This is a genomic window from Bradyrhizobium sp. URHC0002 (assembly GCF_054059515.1).
Window position 1 is genome coordinate 2,876,418 of record NZ_JBSSCF010000001.1, and the last position, 19,687, is coordinate 2,896,104.

The 19,687-nt window shown below is 61.4% G+C and carries 17 protein-coding genes and 1 pseudogene; 5 read left to right on the forward strand and 13 right to left on the reverse strand.

Features of this window, described 5'->3' with window-relative positions:
• Positions 1-22 precede the first annotated feature (22 nt).
• From ACVWVY_RS13835 to ACVWVY_RS13855, 5 genes are all read right to left on the reverse strand, one after another.
• Complete coding sequence (locus ACVWVY_RS13835) at positions 23-1,114, reverse strand: amidohydrolase family protein (RefSeq protein WP_456626872.1); 1,092 nt, start codon at positions 1,112-1,114, stop codon at positions 23-25.
• A gap of 48 nt (positions 1,115-1,162) precedes the next feature.
• Positions 1,163-1,630 carry a cupin domain-containing protein gene (locus tag ACVWVY_RS13840; protein ID WP_456626873.1) on the reverse strand — a complete coding sequence of 156 codons (468 nt, stop codon included), beginning with the start codon at positions 1,628-1,630 and terminating at the stop codon, positions 1,163-1,165.
• Between the two features lie 242 nt (positions 1,631-1,872).
• A complete protein-coding gene (locus ACVWVY_RS13845; protein ID WP_456626874.1) occupies positions 1,873-2,559 on the reverse strand; it encodes an HAD family hydrolase in 687 nt (228 codons plus the stop codon).
• On the reverse strand, positions 2,559-3,539 hold the full coding sequence (locus ACVWVY_RS13850; RefSeq protein ID WP_456626875.1) for a UbiA family prenyltransferase: 981 nt from the start codon (positions 3,537-3,539) through the stop codon (positions 2,559-2,561). The genes ACVWVY_RS13845 and ACVWVY_RS13850 overlap by 1 nt, the downstream gene beginning before the upstream one ends.
• Positions 3,536-5,188 carry a hypothetical protein gene (locus ACVWVY_RS13855; RefSeq protein WP_456626876.1) on the reverse strand — a complete coding sequence of 551 codons (1,653 nt, stop codon included), beginning with the start codon at positions 5,186-5,188 and terminating at the stop codon, positions 3,536-3,538. The genes ACVWVY_RS13850 and ACVWVY_RS13855 overlap by 4 nt, the downstream gene beginning before the upstream one ends.
• Before the next feature lie 442 nt (positions 5,189-5,630).
• On the opposite strand from ACVWVY_RS13855, the gene ACVWVY_RS13860 reads away from it, so the two are divergent.
• The gene (locus ACVWVY_RS13860; RefSeq protein ID WP_456626877.1) at positions 5,631-6,236 is read left to right on the forward strand and encodes a 3-keto-disaccharide hydrolase; all 606 of its coding nucleotides are present in this window, start codon (positions 5,631-5,633) and stop codon (positions 6,234-6,236) included.
• Positions 6,237-6,280: 44 nt separating this feature from the next.
• On the opposite strand, the gene ACVWVY_RS13865 is transcribed toward ACVWVY_RS13860, so the two are convergent.
• The 7 genes and pseudogenes from ACVWVY_RS13865 to ACVWVY_RS13895 all read right to left on the reverse strand — a co-directional run.
• Positions 6,281-7,114 carry a WecB/TagA/CpsF family glycosyltransferase gene (locus tag ACVWVY_RS13865; protein WP_456626878.1) on the reverse strand — a complete coding sequence of 278 codons (834 nt, stop codon included), beginning with the start codon at positions 7,112-7,114 and terminating at the stop codon, positions 6,281-6,283.
• A complete protein-coding gene (locus tag ACVWVY_RS13870) occupies positions 7,107-9,410 on the reverse strand; it encodes an exopolysaccharide transport family protein (protein WP_456626879.1) in 2,304 nt (767 codons plus the stop codon). Before ACVWVY_RS13870 ends, ACVWVY_RS13865 begins: the two co-directional genes overlap by 8 nt.
• 156 nt (positions 9,411-9,566) lie before the next feature.
• Positions 9,567-10,319, reverse strand: a complete 753-nt coding sequence (locus ACVWVY_RS13875) for a polysaccharide deacetylase family protein (RefSeq protein WP_456626880.1) — start codon at positions 10,317-10,319, stop codon at positions 9,567-9,569.
• A 5-nt stretch (positions 10,320-10,324) separates the two neighbouring features.
• Positions 10,325-11,113: a class I SAM-dependent methyltransferase gene (locus tag ACVWVY_RS13880; RefSeq protein ID WP_456632205.1), complete on the reverse strand. Its 789-nt coding sequence runs from the start codon at positions 11,111-11,113 to the stop codon at positions 10,325-10,327.
• Positions 11,114-11,154: 41 nt separating this feature from the next.
• Positions 11,155-12,366 (reverse strand): hypothetical protein, encoded by a 1,212-nt coding sequence (locus ACVWVY_RS13885; protein WP_456632490.1) that lies wholly within the window; start codon positions 12,364-12,366, stop codon positions 11,155-11,157.
• Positions 12,366-13,094 carry a hypothetical protein gene (locus ACVWVY_RS13890; RefSeq protein ID WP_456632206.1) on the reverse strand — a complete coding sequence of 243 codons (729 nt, stop codon included), beginning with the start codon at positions 13,092-13,094 and terminating at the stop codon, positions 12,366-12,368. Before ACVWVY_RS13890 ends, ACVWVY_RS13885 begins: the two co-directional genes overlap by 1 nt.
• Before the next feature lie 82 nt (positions 13,095-13,176).
• Positions 13,177-13,842, reverse strand: a pseudogene (locus ACVWVY_RS13895) (polysaccharide biosynthesis protein); the annotation flags it as partial.
• A 574-nt stretch (positions 13,843-14,416) separates the two neighbouring features.
• Between ACVWVY_RS13895 and ACVWVY_RS13900 the strand changes: the two are divergent.
• The 4 genes from ACVWVY_RS13900 (at position 14,417) to ACVWVY_RS13915 (ending at position 18,370) form a co-directional block, all read left to right on the forward strand.
• On the forward strand, positions 14,417-14,833 hold the full coding sequence (locus ACVWVY_RS13900) for an SGNH hydrolase domain-containing protein (protein WP_456626881.1): 417 nt from the start codon (positions 14,417-14,419) through the stop codon (positions 14,831-14,833).
• Complete coding sequence (locus ACVWVY_RS13905; RefSeq protein WP_456626882.1) at positions 14,820-15,806, forward strand: hypothetical protein; 987 nt, start codon at positions 14,820-14,822, stop codon at positions 15,804-15,806. Before ACVWVY_RS13900 ends, ACVWVY_RS13905 begins: the two co-directional genes overlap by 14 nt.
• 252 nt (positions 15,807-16,058) lie before the next feature.
• Positions 16,059-17,060: a glycosyltransferase family 2 protein gene (locus ACVWVY_RS13910; protein ID WP_456632207.1), complete on the forward strand. Its 1,002-nt coding sequence runs from the start codon at positions 16,059-16,061 to the stop codon at positions 17,058-17,060.
• A complete protein-coding gene (locus ACVWVY_RS13915) occupies positions 17,057-18,370 on the forward strand; it encodes an O-antigen ligase family protein (RefSeq protein WP_456626883.1) in 1,314 nt (437 codons plus the stop codon). Before ACVWVY_RS13910 ends, ACVWVY_RS13915 begins: the two co-directional genes overlap by 4 nt.
• Before the next feature lie 3 nt (positions 18,371-18,373).
• Here the strand turns inward: ACVWVY_RS13915 and ACVWVY_RS13920 are convergent, their stop codons facing one another.
• A complete protein-coding gene (locus ACVWVY_RS13920; protein WP_456626884.1) occupies positions 18,374-19,498 on the reverse strand; it encodes a hypothetical protein in 1,125 nt (374 codons plus the stop codon).
• Positions 19,499-19,687 lie beyond the last annotated feature (189 nt).

A 19,687-nucleotide genomic window follows, 5' to 3' on the forward strand; every position in this document is an offset into this window, starting at 1 on the left:
GAAATGGTTGCCAAGCCGTCGATCACGCGTCCGCCACCAAGCCCAACAACCGCGCGGCATTGCCGCCCGCCACCAGCGCCATGTCCTCCTTGCTGACCCCCTTGATCCTGCCGAGCAAGCCGACCGGGTCCGGTTCCGCCATGTCGAACGGATAATCGGTGCCGAGCATGATGTGATCGGCACCCCAGATCTCGATCAGATGCTTCAGCTCGCGCTCGTCGAACACCACGGTGTCGAAATAGAGCTTTTTCAAATATTCCGAAGGCTTCTTCTCGATGGTGACACGGCAATCCTCGCGATGCGCCCATGCATGATCGAACCGTCCCCAATAACCCGGGATGTAACCGCCGCCATGGGCGATGCAGATTTTCAGTTCGGGAAAGCGTTCGAGATAGCCGTCGAAAACCAGGTGCCCGACGCACAGCGCGGAATCCAGCGGATGTCCGACGGTGTTCGGAAAATAATGATCCTCCATGCGGCCGACCAGACTGGTGCCGAACGGATGCAGGAAGATCATCACGCCGAGCTCCTCGACGCGGGCAAAGAATTTCTCCAGCCCGGCGCGGGTGAGGTCGACACCCCTGACGTTGGTGCAGAGTTCGACACCGCGGAAGCCGAGCTCCTTGACGGTGCGGTTCAGCTCAGTAACGGCCATACCGGGGTCCTGCAGCGGCACGGTGCCCATGCCCATCAGCCGGTCGGGATGCTTTGCAATCATGCCGGCGATGTGATCGTTGACCATATGGCAGCTATCGCGCGCCACTTCCGGCGGCGCGGCATAAACGAAATGGCCGGGATAGGGCGAGATTACCTGCACGTCGATGCCGTCGCGGTCCATGTCGGCAAGTCGGGTGTCGAGATCGGTCAGTTTCGGAAAATCGATCTTGCCGCGCTGCGGCTGGATGCTTTTGGTGAGGTCGTTGACATGCGCGTTGGCATTCGGCGTGACGCCGCCGCCGGGAATGCCCGTGGCCTTCAACACCATCGCGTTCGCTTCGGGCACCATGCAGTGACAGTGAATGTCGATGGTACGCCACCGCTTGGCCTTGCCGGAGCGCTTTGGCGCGCCGCCATGATCGGTCGCGGGTCCGCAGGCCTTGCATTGAATCAGCATGAGATGCGCCGTGGAAAACAGTTTCAAGAATGATTGGCTGCGCCGGGGCTATTTCTCTTCCGCCCCCGTTGAGGTCGCCGGGCCTTCGCCCATGATCAGGAGAACGGCGTCCTCATCCTTGGCGCCGTCCCAATGCACCTGCTTGGCGAAATGAGTGACAAAGCTGCCGGCCGGCATCGGCGTCGTGTTGGCAGGATCGAATTTCGGCCCCGAGCCGACCCACCACGTACCCTGCAGCACGACGATATAGCGATCGTTGGGGTGGAAGTGCGGGCGGCTGAAATGATTGCCCTTGGTCCATTTGTTGTAGACCATGTAGAAGCCGGGTTTGGTGGGATCGCCCACGACAACAGCGCTTTGCGCGCCGGCTGCGTTGACCGGGCCCCAGGGAATCTGGTCCGGCAATTTGTAGATGACGGCGGCCGGATTGAGTTCCGCAGCGGAAGAGATGCCCAGCATGCCGGCGAAAACCAGCGGTGTCATGAGGTATCGCCAGGACCGGAATATCGCCTTCATGGTTTCCTCCGTTGCCGTCTCGTGAGCTGGGATGCGCTCATCACTGTTGCTACGATGCTAGCCGGTCTCGTTCCCGGGGAGCAAGGCACCGCGGGTGCATACGTGACCGGCGGTTGCGACGTGTACAATGCGTGCACGCAACTGCAGCATGAAAGGCGGATTTACGCCGTGCAATGCAATGTGATGCCAGGGCGTGGCCTCATTAGCGGGAGCCATACCGACATCGACGCGAGCAACAGCAGTCAGGAAGATGCAAGAAAGGGAGAGAACAATGCATCGTCAAACCTGGCGAAGGTCTGCCATCCCTCAATGGGTTTTGGAGACCTGATCAAAGCCTGGGCTCCGGCCCGTTGCGCAACGAGCCCATCGCGATCGACGCGATCCCCAATGACGACGGTTTCGTGCGGCTTCACGCCCGCCGCGGCGATCAGAGACTCAAGACCCCGGGGATGTGGCTTTAGCAGTCCAATACTCTCGTCCCCGGCAGATACGACGTGATTGGCGCTCAAGCCTAGCGCTTCAAGCTTCGCTACCGCCGGATAGTCCGAGAGGATGCCGATGGATTTGCCGCTGCGCCGCAAACCTGCAAACAGTTGGGAAAGCCCTGGATAACGACAGGCGGCGAGATACCTGAGTGGCCTTCGGTCAACCCACTCGGACACGATAGAGCGCACGCTATCCGGAGAATTGGCCGTCGCCGTGGCCGTCTGCGCGATCAACGCAGGTTCGAAATCGACTATCTGCTCATCTCCCAGCCGCTCCCGAATACGGCGATACTTGGCGAGCACAGCAATGACGTTCAGGTCCCTTTTCAGAAGCGTGTGGAGCAGGATGTCCCGCGCCATCCTGACCCGCAAACGGCGCTGTCGGTAGAGCGTGCCATCCACATCGAACACGACGAAATGCAAATTATCCCAGTCCAACGGCATTACTGAACTCTAATAAACCGTTGCGTCGTGAACACTTCGAGGTCGGGAATGTTGGTGAATGTCGTGATCGAAAAGATCGCGACTAGCCAGACAACCAAAACGATCAGACCGCTTTCCTTGAATAATTTCTCCGGCTTTTGTGCCGACGATCCTGGTTCCATCGAAAGGGCAAGGTATTTCGCGAACAACGCGATGACGATCGGCACCGTCAGCACATATTCGATCCGGTACTTGATAAGAAAGATCGCAAGGAAGAAGACCGAACAAAGTGCGTAAACCAGGCATGAGACGGCGAGCGACGTCTCCGAGTAGCTGACAAAGCTGGCCCTGTATCGTTCCAGCAATTCCCTGCCGTGCGACGCGACGATTTCCCGGAATTCCGACAGCCGCTTTGCCGCCATCAGAAACGCGCCGCCTGCCCAGTACATCAGGATGACCGAAGAGGGTGGTAAAGTCGTCGGATCCACCATTGCCCATCCGATCATCAACCGCAGAGGATTGTTGATGGATTCCGAGATTACGTCGAGATACGCCCTGTCCTTTGTTCGGAGCGGAGGAACGTTGTAGGCGACACCCTGCAGAGCGAAGATGCTCGCAATGATGAACATCGATTTGCTGTTCGCAAACGCGCAAGCCAGCCCGACGCCAAGAAGGGCGGCCCATTCCACGAGAACGATGTTTTGGTCCAATTGGTTCTGCACCGCAGATCGCCCGACCTTGGTCGGATGAAATTTGTCAAAGTCCCGATCGAGCCATTCGTTGATGACGTAGTTGGCTGATGCGATGCATATCGCCGTCATCAACCCGAGCGCGACGGAAAGGCCGAGAGAATCCGTATGAACGCCCCGAAGCAGGTAGGCGAGCATGATACCAGGAACGATGAAGATGTGCTTGGTGCTATGGTCGAGGCGAGCCATGGCCAGGTAGGCCAAAGCCGTTTCCTGCAACTTCACCGTTGCAATGCCGGTGCTCTTGCTCATGATTGTGTTGCGCGACTGATTTGCTTGATGATGAAATTATCATCCTCAAAGACGGGCTGCAGGCGATCGAGTACGCCACGAAATTTTTCCGCATTCTGGCGCCGCACGGCAAGATACAGGGCGCAGCCGGGGCATATGCCCTGCATCATTCCCAACTTGCTTTCCAGGTGAGCTCCGTCGGGAACGCCGCGGATAACGTGCCGCTTCGCATAATAGGTCTGCACCATGCTCATCTCGCTTGTAACGACCATTGCGCCTGCTGGAACCTCGGCCTTGATACGACGTCCGAAATTCGCAAGTTGCCAGGGCTCCGCTTCAACACGAACCGTGATGGCTGCCGCGGAGAGGCCCAGAAAAAATACCGCGCAGGGCAAGGCAAGATTGGTCAGCATCTTGAGATTTTCTCGCGACCAGGAGTCCGGCATGGTTGCGATGGTCTCGTCGAGCAGCGAATAAATGCACGTCACGCCGATGGCGAGCAGGGGACTGGCGAGGATCAACTGATACTCGTGGATGATGTAGTGCCCTTGCATGATGGTCGCCCAACCCAGCCAGAATGTGCAGAGCGGCAGCACGAGCACGGCGAATGAATTGTTGGCGGTGGCCCGGCGGCGGCGAGCCGCGGTTGAGAGCAGCGCAAAGATGCCGATGATGCCGAGCGACCCGCAGAACACCTGCGTACGGACGATGTAAGCGTCAAAAAAGTGAAGGAACGAGGAAAATGCGTTAAGGCTTTCGACGGTTTCCAGATGGCCTTCCACGGGGTGAACGCGCGTCGACAGAGGCAAATACTGGGTAAGCCCCAGACGAAACGTGAAGATGGACCACAGATCCGCAAAAAACGCGGGGTCAGACAAGGAAAAGATGGCCAGCGTGCTCGCGCCCGCCGCGCCTGCGGCCACCGCCCAACAAAAACCTGCCTTCAAGAGCTCCGGGCGGCGATTGAAGCCGTACGCGAGCAACAGCCCGGGCAGCGCCAGAAACGGCTCCCAGGAGGTAAAACAGGCGAGAAAAAAGGCGAGCGCACTTATGCCGAGGTCCAGCAACTTCCCGCGGCCGGCATCGGCACCTTGCAGGTAGCGCAACATGAAAAGCAGCGCCACCAAAACCGCCAGCACGCTCAGGTTGGCCGGCAGGAGAAGCAAGCCGTACCGAAGCGTGGCGGGCATGAGCAAGAAAGCGCAGCCGCAAACGATTGCCGCCCTTGGCTTGAAGAACATCGAGGCGATGATCCACATCACGCAGGCGCTCGCGATGGCAACGAGCGCCATGAAGAGGTGCATTGCTCGAATGGAATCCGGAAATGCGTGCAGAACCAGACTCAGGGCGTAGAAGAAAAACGGCGGAAAATGCAGATAATTGTCCGGCTGGGACGTTAACGGGTCGAAGTTCTCAATCGGCGCGCCGTGAAGGCCGATGATTCCATGGCTGGCAAAGGCCTGCGCGATTGTCGCGAAGTGTGCACTGGCCCAGGCATGGACGTAGTAGAAGTCCGTGAGACTTAGCGCGAGCCAAATGATGAGAAGGCAGGCCAGAAAGGGCAGTATCCGGGTGACCACGTAGCCGAGCAACTGATCCGCCGTTCGGGATTCTCCAGCGCCCGCCTTCGTCCTGACCGAGACTTCTGTCACCGGAACCTCGCTTTTCAAACGCCACCCCAACTGTCCCAAAGCAACATCAGGCGCCGAAAGCTCGTGCGTGTTGACCGCCTGCTCATCGTCGCGATGCTGTCGCCATTTGTTGGAAATATAACGCGTACAACTCGGTTACCCCGACAATAAGACTGTCAAAATTGTCAGCATATTCAACGCATCAACGTTAAACAAAACTTAAGATTGTTGAAGCGAGCCGTGGGGCCCCGTTCCTTGCACGACGAGGGTCTGCTCCGGTCGGTACGCCGTTTCGTCCTGGCGGTCGTGCTTGCGAGAATGGTCGCGCCACGATTCGGCGCGCGTACCTGCAGGGGTGATCGGCGGCGGTCGAAAGCGAAATGTCGCACAACGCAGCTGCAGCATGAAAAACGGATTTACGCCGCGCGTCGCGGTGATAGGTTTCCGCCCAACCAAAAGCAGCCATGGGAGGGCTACGTTCATGAAGCGCTTGTCGATACTTGCGGCCGGTCTGTTGATCGGCGCGGCCGCGATTCAATTTTCCAGCGTAGCTTCCGGCCAGAGCGATGGCTGGATAACGTTGCTCGACAGCACCAAGATGGGTGACTGGACTGAGGTCGGCAAAGCCAATTGGGCGATGAAGGACGGCGCGCTGGTGGCCGACAAGCTCGACGACGCCAAGGTTCTCTCCTACCTCGTCAGCAAGGATTCCTTCAAGGATTTTCAGATGAAGGCGGAGTTCTGGACCGACGAGGAGGCCAATAGCGGCATTTTCATCCGCTGTGACGTCAGGGACAAGATCGACGCCAAGGTCTGCTATGAGGTCAACATCTTCGACAAGCGGCCGGACCCGAGCTATGGCACCGGTGCGATCGTCGACGTTGCCAAGGTTGACCCGATGCCGAAAGCGGCGGGCAAATGGAATACCTACGAGATCACCGCGCAAGGCTCGCATCTCGTCGTCGTGCTCAACGGTCAGAAGACAGCTGACGTCCAGGACAGCAAGCACAATGCCGGGGGGCCATTCGCGCTTCAGTACGGTTCCGGCGTGGTCAAGTTCCGCAAGGTGCAGATCAAGCCGCTTTGATCAACCGGTCCGAGGCCGGCTCGGTTCAATAGGCCCACCCGTCTTCAGCGGGTGCGCCTTATTGTGCCACGCCCAGGCGGTGTCGATCGGCTCCTGTTCAGCAACAAATAGAGCGCGCGCGGATTGGTGGTCAGATAGCGCCAGAACAGGCGGCGCGGCTCCAGCCAGATGCGCCAGACCCATTCGAGGCCCGCATGCTGCATCCACACCGGCGCGCGGACGCGGCTGCCCGACAGGAAATTAAACAGCCCGCCCGCCGTCTTGATGACGCCGACATTGCAGAGGTTGGGCGTGAATTCCTCGACGAATGCCTGTTCATAGGGAACGCCGAGCGCTACCCAGAGATAGTCCGGTGCCAGCGCGTTGATTTCGGCGACCTTGGCCCGCAGCGCCTCGCCGCGCAGAAAGCCGTGGCAACGGCCGACGATGTTGAGATCGGGATATTGCTCGCGAACGCTGGCGACAGCGGCGGCGTTCTCCGCCTCGTCCGCGCCCAGCATGTAGAAGGTGAGGCCGGCTGCCTGCGCCTTGCGGGCAACGACGTGAAACAGGTCGGTGGTCGCGACGCGTTCGGGCAGCGGTGTCTTTGACCTGAACCGCGACACGGTCACCAGCGGCTGGCCGTCGGCATTGATCAGATCGGCGGCCCGAAACAGCCGGTCGGTCATCGGTTCGGTCGAGCAGCGCGCCAGCACCTCGCCATTGGCTGAGGTCAGATAGAGCGGACGATCGAGGCGGCGTTGCGGGAACACCATTTCGATCATGAAGTTCGCGGTCTGCTCGAGATCCAGCACGGCAAGCCGCAGCCCGCCCAATGTGATGCGAGGGACGTTGGCGGTGGCCGCTCTCCCGACGGGATTTGCGCGGCGCTCACGCATATTGCTTGTCCCGCTGCGGGCTTGCGCCCGTTGGGTTGACTTCGCTGAGGACGACACCGACCAGCTTGCGCTCAGTCCCGCCGAGCGCTGCGATGATGTCTTCCATGCTGTCGTTGATATCGAGATGCACCGGGAGGATCGGAACGAGCCCATCGGTCATGTCGAGCAGTTTGCGGTCGGTCGGGCTCCACGGCATGGCCGGCCCGTCGAGAATCACGAGATCATGGCCGCCGGTGGAGCGGGCCTGCGCAATCGCCTTGCGGATGGCGTCACAGGCGTTCGCGTCGGCGGCATTGATGGCCGGCAGGATCGAAATTCCGTTGGCAGTCGGAATCGCGCGAGCGGCCTTGGCGCCGATGTTGAGCCAGCCGAAACGGCTGGGCTCGCTGTTGACAAAATGGCTCACCTTGCTCGATAGCGCGCGCTCCTTGAGGTCGGCATCGATCAGCAGCACCCTGGCGCCGTCGCGCGCCGCGGCGAGCGCAATGTTCAGCGCGGCGATGCTGCGGTCCTGGTCCGGGCCCGAGCCGATCACGGCTACCACGGGCAGGTTTTCGTCGCCTGCGCGCCTGGCCAACACCGCGCGCATCTCGCGCAGCGAATTGAGAACAGTCATCAGCGGAAAGCCCGCGCGCAGCGTCGGCCAGCCCAGCCGCGTGACGTCGGCAGTGCTATCGGTTGCGAAGATGCTGCCGAGCGTGCGCATCACGTCGGCTTCCTGTAGCCGGACGATCGGAGGCTTTTCGATCAGGCTGACCGCGGGTTGCGGCTGGGGCAGGGCGGCAGGCGGCTGCTTCGCGGCGGCGGGAGCAGCCGGTTCCTGCGGTGTTTCTGCCGGCGCTTTGTCCCGCGGCTGAACCGGGTTCGTGCCCCGCATCAACTGGCTGGCTGCAAAGAACCAGCCGGAGGCAGCAAGCCCGCCAAAGACCAAACCGATCATCGCGAGCAGACTCATGGCCGGCGGGAAGGTGCGCCGTTGCGGTACGGTGGCGTCGCCGATGACGCGTGCGCTCGAGGTGTTGAGGGTCTCCTGTTCCTCGGTTTCGCGCGATCGCTTCAGGAACGATTGATAGACGTCGCGGCTTGCCTCCACCTCGCGTTCGAGTTCGCGCAGGCGCACCGAGGCCTGGCTCATCTGGACGCTCTGGCGCTTCTGGGTCTCCAGCGCCTTGTTGAGCGAGGCTTCGAAGTCACGGGCGCGGATCAAGTCGTTCTTCGCGGACTGGGCGAAGCGCTCGACTTCTTCGTTGATGGCGCGGCGCAGGTCCTGCACCTGCTGTTCCATCTGGCGCAGCGCCGGATGACGCGGCCCCAGTTCACTCTGCAATTCCGCCTGGCGCTTCCGTGCTTCGGCATATTGCGCGCGCAGGTTGGCGATGGTCTGCGACTGCAGCGCCTCAGGGACAGCGCCGGCGTCGGCCGACGTCTTGCGGCCGGCTTCGATCTGGTCGTACTTGGCCTGCGCGTCCAGCGTCAGCGCCCGAGCGGCGGCTAGCCGCTGGTTGCTGGCGGAGAGTTGCTGATCGCTGATCAGCGTGTCCTGGGTGCCGACGAAATTGTTCTGCGCCTTGTAGATCGCGAGCACGTTCTCGGCGTTGCGAAGCCGTTCCTGCAATTCCTTCAACCGGCCGGAAAGGTCGGTGGTTGCGCGCCGCGCGGCGGCCGCCTGCGACTGCTTGGATTCGGCGAGATAGGCCTTCGAGATCGCGTTGGCGAGCATCGCCGCTTTGGCCGGGTCGTACGACCAGACGTCGATATCGACGATGAAGGTGCGGTCGGTCTTCTTGACGTTGATGTGGCGAATGAGCGCTTCGAGCGCGCCCATCTCGATCTGCTTCTGCTGCTCGGCGGTCGGGCGCAGTTCGATCCCGACCAAGCCGAGCAGCGATCCCAGAATGCCCCTGGAATCACTGCCGCCGAACTCGGGATCCTTTTCCAGATGGGTGTCCCGGATCACCTGCAGCAGCACGTTGTTCGAGGTGATGACGCGCGCCTGGCTCTCCACCACCATCGCGAGGCCGGAAATATCCTGGGCGCGCGGCGTCAGTTCGCGATCGACCAGCTGTAGTTCGCGGGGATCGACGTAAAGCTGGGCGGAGGCGCTGTATTTCGGCGTCAGGCTCTTGCCGACCGCAACCGCGACGCAGGCGGAAATCAGCGCCGCCGAGGCAATCGCGACCCTCCGCTGCCACAGGAGCTGGGCCAGATCGAGCACGCTGAAGCCCGCCGGTGCGGCTACCGCCACGGGTCCGGCCTCAGGCTTTGCCCGCTCTATCGGCTGGTCATAGATAAGCATCGACCCCAGCTTCCATTCGAACTGCCGCACGCGTCGGCTGAGGGGTTACTCTTCGGGTTACGCCAGGGGCGCGGAAAAAAAGCGCTGAACAAACGCAACAGGGAAAATTAACCATACTCACTGAGGGACTATTCCCCGAAATGACAAACAAAGCGTTTAACCACGGGCGCATTGCATCGCCTCCGCCATGGTGAGGGCCGGAATTTTCCGTTTCGTTGCCGCTTCCAGCGCATGCGCGAGCAGGGCGGGCGAACAGCCATAGGGACTCGGCCGGCCGGTGACGTCGTGGCTATAGAAAATTAACCATCCGTTATTGGTTTGCGCTTCATCGAACGCACGGTCGATCCCGTCGCGATCCATTTCGCGATCGATCAGCGGAATGGCGCGCAGGAACTGCAAGTCGACGCCGCCGGCGTTGACGCCCTGCACGATACTGCGGCAGGTCTGGAATTCCTTCCTGAGCTGATACTTCCGGGCATAGGAGCCGTATCCGAACGGGTAGGCAAAGCTGTCGACCCGTATCGAAGGATCGAGCGCGCGAAGGTACGCGCGGTTGCGCACGATTTCCTGCATCATCGCCGCCTCGTCGAGATCGCAGGCGCGCTGATGCGAGAACGTGTGGCAACCGATTTCGTGACCCCTGCGGTGAAGCGCGACCACGTCATCGGCATCGCCCGCCACCCAGTCCGGTGCGGCGGCGCCGACCAGGCTGCCCGAGACATAGAACGTCCCCCGCGCGCCATGCGCTTCGAGCATCCCGGCGCCGGTCGTCACCGCACTCTTGGGCAGATCGTCGAACGTAAAGCTGACCATCGGCGTGGTGTTGCGCAAGCGAAACAGATCGACGCGCAGATGCATCGCCAGCCGGTGGCCGACCTTTGCCCTTGCCTCTGACAACATCGCGTTCATGGGTCTCAACGCTTTCGCAGGATCACGTGGTAGTCGCCATGCCGCACGTCGGTGCGGGCGGGCAGAAAGAAGTTCATCACGCGCGCGGCGGCATCGACTAGCGCTGCGAACGCGGGCATGCGCAGCCGCATCTCGGGATAGCGCGGGCTCTCATACTGTTTGCGATAAATCATCTGCAGGCCGTGCTGCTCGGCGAACGCTTCAAGGTTCGCAAGCGTGACCAGCGGATGGAACAGCGTCGGGAACGGTGCTTGGCCGGGCAGGCCGGCCTTCTTGTCACCGCGGATGTGGCGGTAGAACCAGACATGGAACCAGTGCGGCGAATATTTGGTGACGACGCCGGACAGCGACCTGGGATTGGGCGCGCCGATCAGGATCATGCCGTTCGACTTCAGCGCTTCGCAGAAGTTCAGCAGGGCGGCTTCGACATCGGGCACGTGCTCGATCACGTTGTAGCAGATTACGAGATCGAAGCTGTTGGGCTTGAAGCGATGGGTCTGGATGTCGCCGAGGATCGCCTGCTGCGCATAGTCATTGTTGCGAATCTGGTCCTCGTCGATGTCGACCACCGTGACGTGGGCGCGGCGCAGCACCTTGAGCGGCAGGAAGCTGGTCGAGCCACCGCCGGCCTCATAGATCGAGAGTTCGCCTTCGGGCAGTCTCGCTTCGAGAATACCGTGGACGGTCAACAGGCTGTGCCGCGCCTCGCCATGTGCAAGCTCGAGCAGCGCCTGCGGATGTTGCACGGCTTCGGTCGCAGCCTGCGTAGAATCGATCGTGACTGCCTTGTTCATCGGCTTCATCCATTCTGACGTGGGGGTTGCCTTGTTCATCTTTAGTTTTCCCAATCGACGCGCTGAAAAGCTTGCATCAATGCCTGGTCCGCCTTGTGAACCCTCGGATCGAGCGGCACGCGGTTGGTGCGCTGGTATTTCCAGTTGCTGCCGATCTCGCGAAAATGCCGGAACGAAAACTCCTTGGTACAGAAATAGGACGCCCACCAGGAGAAGATCGAATGGACATGCCATTGCGCATGCGTGGGACACCGGGCGGGAACCACCGTCCATTTCGGCAGGCATTCGTTTGCGTCGCGCCGCAATACCAGCCTTGAGAATTCGTATTTCGGCGGCATCAGAATCGAGAAGTCGGCGTGCCGATGTGGCGTCTTGCTGACGCTGTCGCGGATGCCGTCATCGATGCCGATGATCCATCGCCCGCGATATCGGACGAGCCCGGTCCATGATTTTTCCGCGGCCTCGAACACCGATTGTCCCGACTTCGACAGCACCAGTTCGTCGATGTCGGAATTCATCGCGCTCCGGGCATTCTGCAGGAAGCGCCATCTGGCGTGCTCCCACGCACCCAGCTGGCAGAAATCGGAATCCCAGTGATCCCAGCTGTTGGCGCCCTGCGGTCCGTATTTGAAAGGCCACTCCATCACCACCGAGCATCGGATGCCCGGGACCGAGCGGAGCGCCGCGCTCAGCGTGGCGCTGTCATAGGCGCTGGAGCCGTTGTCATAGATGAGAACGGCATCCGCGCCGTGAATGTCCCGGTTGAACCGCACCCAGTCGAGAATCCATTCGATCGGATTGTCCTTCGACATCGTGAAGATGACGCGGCGATCCCGGAACATCTCCGACTCGTTTGGCGATACCGAGAACGTGAAGCTCCCCAATTCGCCCAATGCCTGGATCGGGCCGGCATGCTCGTGAATGTCCAGCCACAACTGGGCGTGGCGGTCGAGGTTCCGAGCCCGCGCCTTGCAGGTCCCGGCGCCGCTGATGAAGTTCGTCGTCGCGACGTCGCGCGCGAGGTTGAAGAATGGCGGCGCAAGCAGGGCAACCTTTGATTTGCTCACCTGCACCGCGTCGTAGAACAGCGTATTGCTGTCGAAGTCGCGCTCGAAATTATCGCCCCGGAATGCGAGCGGGCGTGTCGCCGCGCGCCGCTTGTCGGTAAAGTCCGACAGCGAAACTGAATTGGTTCGACAGATGGCATGTCGATGGTCGGCTGCAACGACCGCATTTTTGCTGGCTAGCCGCATCATAGTTCTCTTGTCGACATGCTGGGTAGTCCCGTGGACGGGGCGGTGATGGACGGGGCCGGGAGATTGCGCCGCGCGGCGTAGGCGATCACCGCCTTGCGCAAGCCGGCAATGTCGAACGCGAAGGCTGCGGCGACGTAGACAACGCAGCCGGTTGCGGCCAGCACGCCGAAGGAGACCACACCGATCGGAAGCAGCGGTTTTACGAATGTCAGCACCAGCGCCATGATCGCCGTCGCCGCGACGATGCGCATGACCTGGAATGCGTTGAAGGGAAGCCGAAATGCCTTGCGCGTGAGATACCAGCCGAAGGTGGCGCCGAAGGCTTCGACGATGACGAGGCTCGACGCCGCGCCGATCAGGCCAAATCTGGCGAGCAGGGCCGGCATGACCAGCAGGTTCACGGTCAGCATCGCGATGCTCTGCGTCGTCATCATGAACGGGGTCTTGGCGAGATGGAAGCTCGCGTGGATGTAGGATTGCGAAATCGACTGAAACAGCCAGGCAAAGGCCAGGATCGGCATGATCTGCGCCGCGGTCTCCCGGAACTCGCTGCCGAGGATCACCCCGGCAATATAACTGCTCGTCAACGCCACGCCGGCGACAGCCGGCAGGACGGCGGCCAGCAGAATTTCGAGGCTGAATTCCAGATGCGGCCGCGCCTCGCCGGCGCCGCCGGTGGCATAGGCGCGCACCGCCAGCGGGATCGTTGCGGATGCGATGCTCACCCGCCGGAATCAGGATGATCTGCCGGACGAGATCGGCGGATGCGCCGTACTGGCCGGCCGCGTGGTCGCCCATGAAATGAAACACCAGCATGCGGTCGAGCGCGGCGTGGATCGCAAAGACGATGCCCGACAGCGTGATCGGAATGCCGAAGCCCGCAAAGGTCCGCAAATCGGCAATCTTCGGTCCGGCGACGGGCGATCGCAGGATCGTGCCCGCAAACAGCAGGGTCGTGACGAAATAGGTGATGGTTACCATCGCGAGCTGGCACAGTCCGCCGCCGCCCAATAGCGCCGCAGCGAGGCACAGCGTGAACGCCAGGCAGGCGCGAATGATCGACGCCGACATGAACGCAAACGATTGCAAGCGTGCTTTGAGCAGTTCCTGTCCGAGCTCAAACAGGCCGAGCCCCAGTGCGAAAAAGATTGCCGCGAGATTTCGCTCCAGCGATACCGACGTCGTTAGCGTGGCAACCAGGAGTGCGACGGGCGCGGCGAGGGCGGAGATGAGATAGGCGACGAAGATGGTCTTCCGGACGTCGATCGCGCCGCCTTCCGACTGGAAACGCAGCGCCGAGACGCGAACCCAGGTAAACAGCAGCGCCGAAACGATGCCCGCGGTGCTCAGGCCGACGACGTAGACCCCATATTCCTCGGGCGAGAGCAGGCGCGTGAAGACGACCGCGCTCAGCAAGCCGATCGCGGCCGATACGACGCTCGCAACCGAATAATGGAACGTTTGGCTGAGCATTAGACTTTCGGCTTTGGAAGCGCGGAACTTCGCTTCGGCAATGGGTTCAGGGTTAACGACACGACACTATTCATCTCGACAATCGGCCGGAGGCCCGCCGTTAACAGGCGCAATTCTCCAGCGTTACCCATTGAGCAAGATCGATGCCGAACCGGTGCGATACATCTTGTGGCGCGTCGACATAGTTAACTTGCCGCTTTTTCCCTAGTCTCTTGTGGCCAGAGCGCTGCAGCCCCCGCGAGGCCGGCAATTTTTGGTACGTCCGCTCCGTCCACGGTGTCCGCATTTGCGACACACCAGCTCCGCGGTAACCATGGCGGAAGCGCCGCCTGCGCGCTCGCTCATGGTGGACCGGATATTGCAGAACAGGTCGCTGACATCGTCGACGTCTTCGACGATTGGATTTTGGATGACCGATTTTCGACGAAAACCCTTTTCGCAAGAAGCGGGCTGCGAGCCTCCTGTTCGTTTTGATACAGCCGCCCTGTCCGGCGTGTATCCTTTTGCGACGGGCAAGAGCCCAACACCGCAACGGCTTCCCGCGGCGCGTCCCGGCTCGGCCGGAGAGCCCGAGGTGACAAGTTACCGCGCCGACATCGACGGCCTGCGGGCGATCGCCGTCATTCCCGTGCTGCTCTATCATTTCGTCACGGTGCTTGGCCCGATCGTCGAATATGATGCGGCGCTGCCACGGCTTCTCGTGGACGGTATCCTGCACGACACGCCGTCGGTGGCGAGCACGAAGCGGACGCCCGGCGTTCGCGAGCGGGATCTCGCCATGAAGCGGATGGTGACGGCGACCGGCGCGACCTATCTCTCGGTCCACGATGCGATATGCCGAGACGATCGTTGCGACGAACTCGTGCAGGGCAATATTCCCATGCAGTTCGACGCAGGCCATCTCACGGCCGAAGGCGCGATCGAGGTGGGACGAAGGCTCTCGGCCGCCTTTGCCAGCAAGCATGCGGGGGCAACCGATGTTTCGAACTGAACCGCCGCGGCGTAAAAAGTACGGCGCGAAGCGGCTGGTGCTGTTTCTGGCGGCCTTCGTCTTGACCGTGCTGCTGCTGGCGCATGTCGACAGCAACGCCGCCTCGCGCGCCGTTTCCACGCCAGAGAAGTTCGCGGGCGCCTTCGTCAATTGGGGCCCGACAGGTCGCGAGCATACGCTGCAGGCGTGGGAAAAATGGCTGAAGCAGAAGCCGTCCTCGGTGCTGGGCGTCGACTTCTATGGCCAGACGACCTGGGAAGATTTCTCCAAACTGAGTTGGGTGCCGGGCGTCTGGAAGAAGCTCAACCCGGCGCGCAATTTGGTCTGGTCGATCCCGCTGACCATGAAAGGAACGCCGCTCGCCGACGTTGCCGAGGGGCTCCACGACGCCGAGTTCGAAGCGGCCGCGCGCGCGATTGCAGAAGCGCATCCGCAGGCAATCATTCGGCTTGGCTGGGAGATGAACCTGGCTGAGATGGCGTGGTTCGCCGGCGGGCATGAAGCCGATTACATCAAGGCGTTCCGGCGCGTCGTGGAAATATTCAGGCGCCATTCCACAGGTTTCAAGTTCGACTGGTGTCCGGGGTGGGGGCCGCAGGAGATGCCGGCGGACGCGAGCTATCCCGGCGACGACGTCGTCGACTACGTCGGTCTCGACGTCTACGACTTCAAGCATGAAGGCTCGGTCGAAGAGCGCTGGAACAAATTCTACGTCAAGGTGCCATTCGGCCTCGAATGGCACCGCGAGTTTGCGCATCTGCACGGCAAGCGAATGAGCTACCCCGAATGGGGCGTGGGTAATTTCGGCGACAACCCGTTCTTCATCCTGCAGATGCACGACTGGTTCATGAAGAACGAAGACAGTATTGCTTACGCCGCCTATTTCGACGTCGATGGGGCCTGGCCCACCCAGATTGACAACGGCCAGTTTCCGAACGCGCAGCGTCTGTTCCGAAAGCTGTTCAGCCGCTGACCTTTCGTTCAGTGCGGATTAACCCCGTCCATTAACCGTCGCCGGAGTTCGGCGCTTCCGACCTCGCCACCGGACCGGATATTGCACCACCTCGCGCGTTACGTTCGCCAAGGCCGGATCAACCCCGGAACGAACGAATTTATCGAGACGGAAGTGTCCCGCGATCACGCGCGCCATCCCGTTTCGGGACGATGAGACGTATTCGTAAACGACCTGAGCGTCATGGCAGAGATTTCGACCAGCGATCTCCGGATGAATGGGCCTGATCCATCGGTCAGGGCTCTGCGCGCGCTGGTGGCGGTTTCGCCGGCGCTCGATCCCGCGACCGAAATCGTCATTTGCATCCCCTGTTTCCGCCGGCCTCAGTACCTGCGCCGGACGCTGGAATCGCTCGCCGCTCAGCGCACCAGCCGCCGCTTCGCCGTCGTCATGGTGGAGAACGATGCGTCAAAGAGCGAGAGCGTTCCGGTTGCTGCCGAATATCTCGCTTCGGGGAAATTCGCAGGGCTATGCGTGATCGAGCCGCGGCAGGGCAACTGCCATGCGATCAACGCCGCCTTCGAGACCGCGCTGCAGATGTTCCCGATGGCAACCAGTCTCCTGATGATCGACGATGACGAAATCGCATCGCCGGACTGGCTGGAGCAGATGGTTGGGATTGCCGATGCGACTGGCGCCGACATCGTCGGCGGACCGGTATTTCCCGAATTCGATGACGCACGAAAGCGCGGCTTGCGGCGCCATCCCGCGTTTGCGCCTGCGTATGACGCCTCGGGACCGGTGCCGGTGATCTATGGCTGCGGCAATTGCCTGATCCGGCGCTCGGTGTTCACCCGGTTGGGCACGCCGGCATTCGATCTTCGCTTCAATTTTCTGGGCGGCGGGGATACCGATTTCTTCTACCGCTGCATGAGGCTCGGTTTACACTTTCATTGGGTGGCCGAAGCCGTGATCTCGGAGACCGTGCCGCAAAGCCGGACCAGCCTGAAATGGCTGGTGACGCGCGGCCTGCGGATCGGCGCGATCAACTATCACGTCCAGCGCAAGGCGACGCCGACGCTCTGGTTGCGGGCGAAACTGACCGCCAAATTGTTGGCAGCCCTGCCGCTTTCTTTTGTCTATGCCGTGTACGCCATCTTCACCGAGCATGAGCGGACCATCGCCATGCATCCCGTCACGGTGGCGATTGGCGGCGCGCTGGCCGCGTTCGGCCTCGAACCGCAACCCTACAAGGCCTCGAAGATCGTCTCATGAGCGAGCTCCTCGACGCATCCGAAATCCGTGAGCTGGCCGCCGGGATCGAGCGCCAGCAGGTGATGGATATCGTCCGCGGAGCGACCTTCGTCGGAACGCTGCTGCTGGGCTGGATATCGCTGCATCCGTTTGAAAGCCTCGGCGACATGCAGATCGGCGAGGCCGGCACCGGCAACGAACTGGCGACCTATGCGGTGTTCGGGGCCTTAAGCGTGCTGACGGTTGCATTGGCGATGCGAAATGACGCGCGGGGACTGGCGACGTTGTTGTCGCCCGCGTTCGTCCTGTTCGGCGCCTGGCTGCTGGCGACGGTGGTGTTGTCGTTCGATCCGGGCACGTCGATCAAGCGGCTTTCGCTGACGATCTGCGTTGTCGCTGTTACCGCCGCCCTGATGCTGCTGCCGAAGTCGCAGCAGGAATTGATGCACTGGTTCACGATCGCGGCGCTCGCCTTGCTGGCGATCTGCTATCTCGGAATATTGCTGGCCCCCGATCTTTCGGTTCACCTGGCGAGCGATCCGCAGGAGCCCGGCCTTGCCGGCAACTGGCGCGGCGCATTCGGCCACAAGAACCAGGCTGCGGCCATCATGGTGATGGTGCTGTTTCTCGGCGTCTACATCATCCGCTCGGGCCTCTGGATATCCGGCGTCGCGATCATAGCGCTCGCTTCGCTGTTCCTGTTGTATTCGGCTGGAAAGAGCTCGCTGACCCTGTGCTTTGCGGTGTTATTGCTGACGTCGGTCACGTCAGTCATCCACTCGTTCTGGCTCCGTGCGATCATACTGCTGACGCCGCTGCTATTGCTGAATCTCCTGAGCATCGGCACGGTGATGTTTGAAGGCCTCGCCGGGATTTCGAAGCTGCTTCCGTTCGATTCGACATTCACCGGACGCACCGACATCTGGGCGTTTGCGCTGCAGTCGCTCCATGCGCGATTGCTCACCGGCTACGGCTTTGCGTCCTTCTGGGGCAGCAGCGCCATTCAAAACCTGCCGGAAGGCAAGGAGTGGGCCGGCTTCGCCGCACACAGCCACAATGGCTATCTCGATACCGCGCTGGGCATGGGCGTTCCCGGGCTTGCGCTGCTCATCCTCGTGCTCGTGATCGTGCCCTTGAGAAATTTTCAGCGCGCGGACGAGGGTGGCAACAACGGTCCGCTCGCCATGATGTTGCTGCGGATCTGGTTGTTCGGGCTCTATCTGTCGGCGATGGAAAGCTTCTTCCTCGACCGTTCCGATCCCTTGTGGTTCACGTTCTTGCTGGCGGTGTTCGGCCTGCACTATCTCGCGCGGTTCCGGGCGAAAGCTTGAGGCTTAGAGCTGCGCCCGAACCGCTTCGGCAACATCCTTCCACCAGCCGTCGAAATCGAACGGCAAGTGCACCGGCGGCCGTTTGACCACGGAGGCGATCCGGTCGGCATAGGCCTCGCTGTCAGCGCCGCGCGGCACCAGCACGATCGCGCCGCGGCCGATCAATTCCTTGAAACGCGGATGATGGTCGAATTCCTCCGGCAGCACGGGGCCGGCGACGATCAGCGGACGGCCGGATTGCACGCAGGTGAGAATGCTGGAGCGCCGCGCGGTTAGCCCCTCATCGAGCGGATAGCAGAATGCGTCGATCTCGCTGAACAGGCCGAACACTTCGTGATCGGAGGCGACGAAGCCGGAGACGATCACATCCTCGGCGATGCCGAGTTCTCTGGAGCGGGCATGAAACTCTTCTTCAACTTTGTCGACACCGCGGATGAAGGAGCCGATATAGACGAGCAGCGGCTTGAGCCCGCGTTGCTTCAGAATGGCGCCGATCTCGAGCAGCGCATTGGGCTGCTTGCCCGGGTAGATCGATCCAAAATGACCGATCAGGAGCCGCCCATCGCCCTTCGCGGCGATCAGGCGATGCCGCAATTTCGAATCCTGAATTCCCAGCGGGGCTTCTATGTTCGGCGGTAGCGGGGCCAGCACGCTCTTTTTGGCGGTCCAGCCGAGCAGGCGATCCTCCGCCAGTTCGCGCTGTACCAGCGGCGAGAACATGATGATGGTGTCGGCCAGCAGCAGCGCCGGCACGTAGGTAATGCGGCGCAGCCAATGCAGTCCGTTCCATTCGTGCTGGAGCAGGACGACCTTGCGCCGGCGCAGCCGGGCGATCGCCATCGCCGCGAGCGGCGCGAACATCACGCGCTTCCAGGCCACGATCGGGAAATTGCAGACCACGCTTTGCGCCGTAGCGACCGCGCGCCACGTCTCTGAAAGCGAGCCTTCGTCGCGCGTCAGGGTTAACGTCGCGCTGCTGCCAGGCGCGAGCTTTTCAATCGTCTCCTGCAACAGGCGCGTGAACTGGCCGACGCCGCAATGCATCTGCGGTCCCGCGCCGAGAAACAGCGCCCGATATCGGGTTTCTCCAGTCATCGTGCGGCGGCGGGTTTCCAGAAGCGTTTTCAAGCGAAGTGGATTCCGGTTCGCGTTAAGAAAACGCGCCGAAATAGACACCGGCGTTAGCCATACATCCCAGACATTAGCTTCCGGTAAGCGGCGGCGTCCGCCCGGCACCGTTCTTGCCAACCCGACCATGAAGTTCGTCCGGCCGTCTCATAACGGGACATCGGGCGGCAATGCAATGGCGTCAGGCCG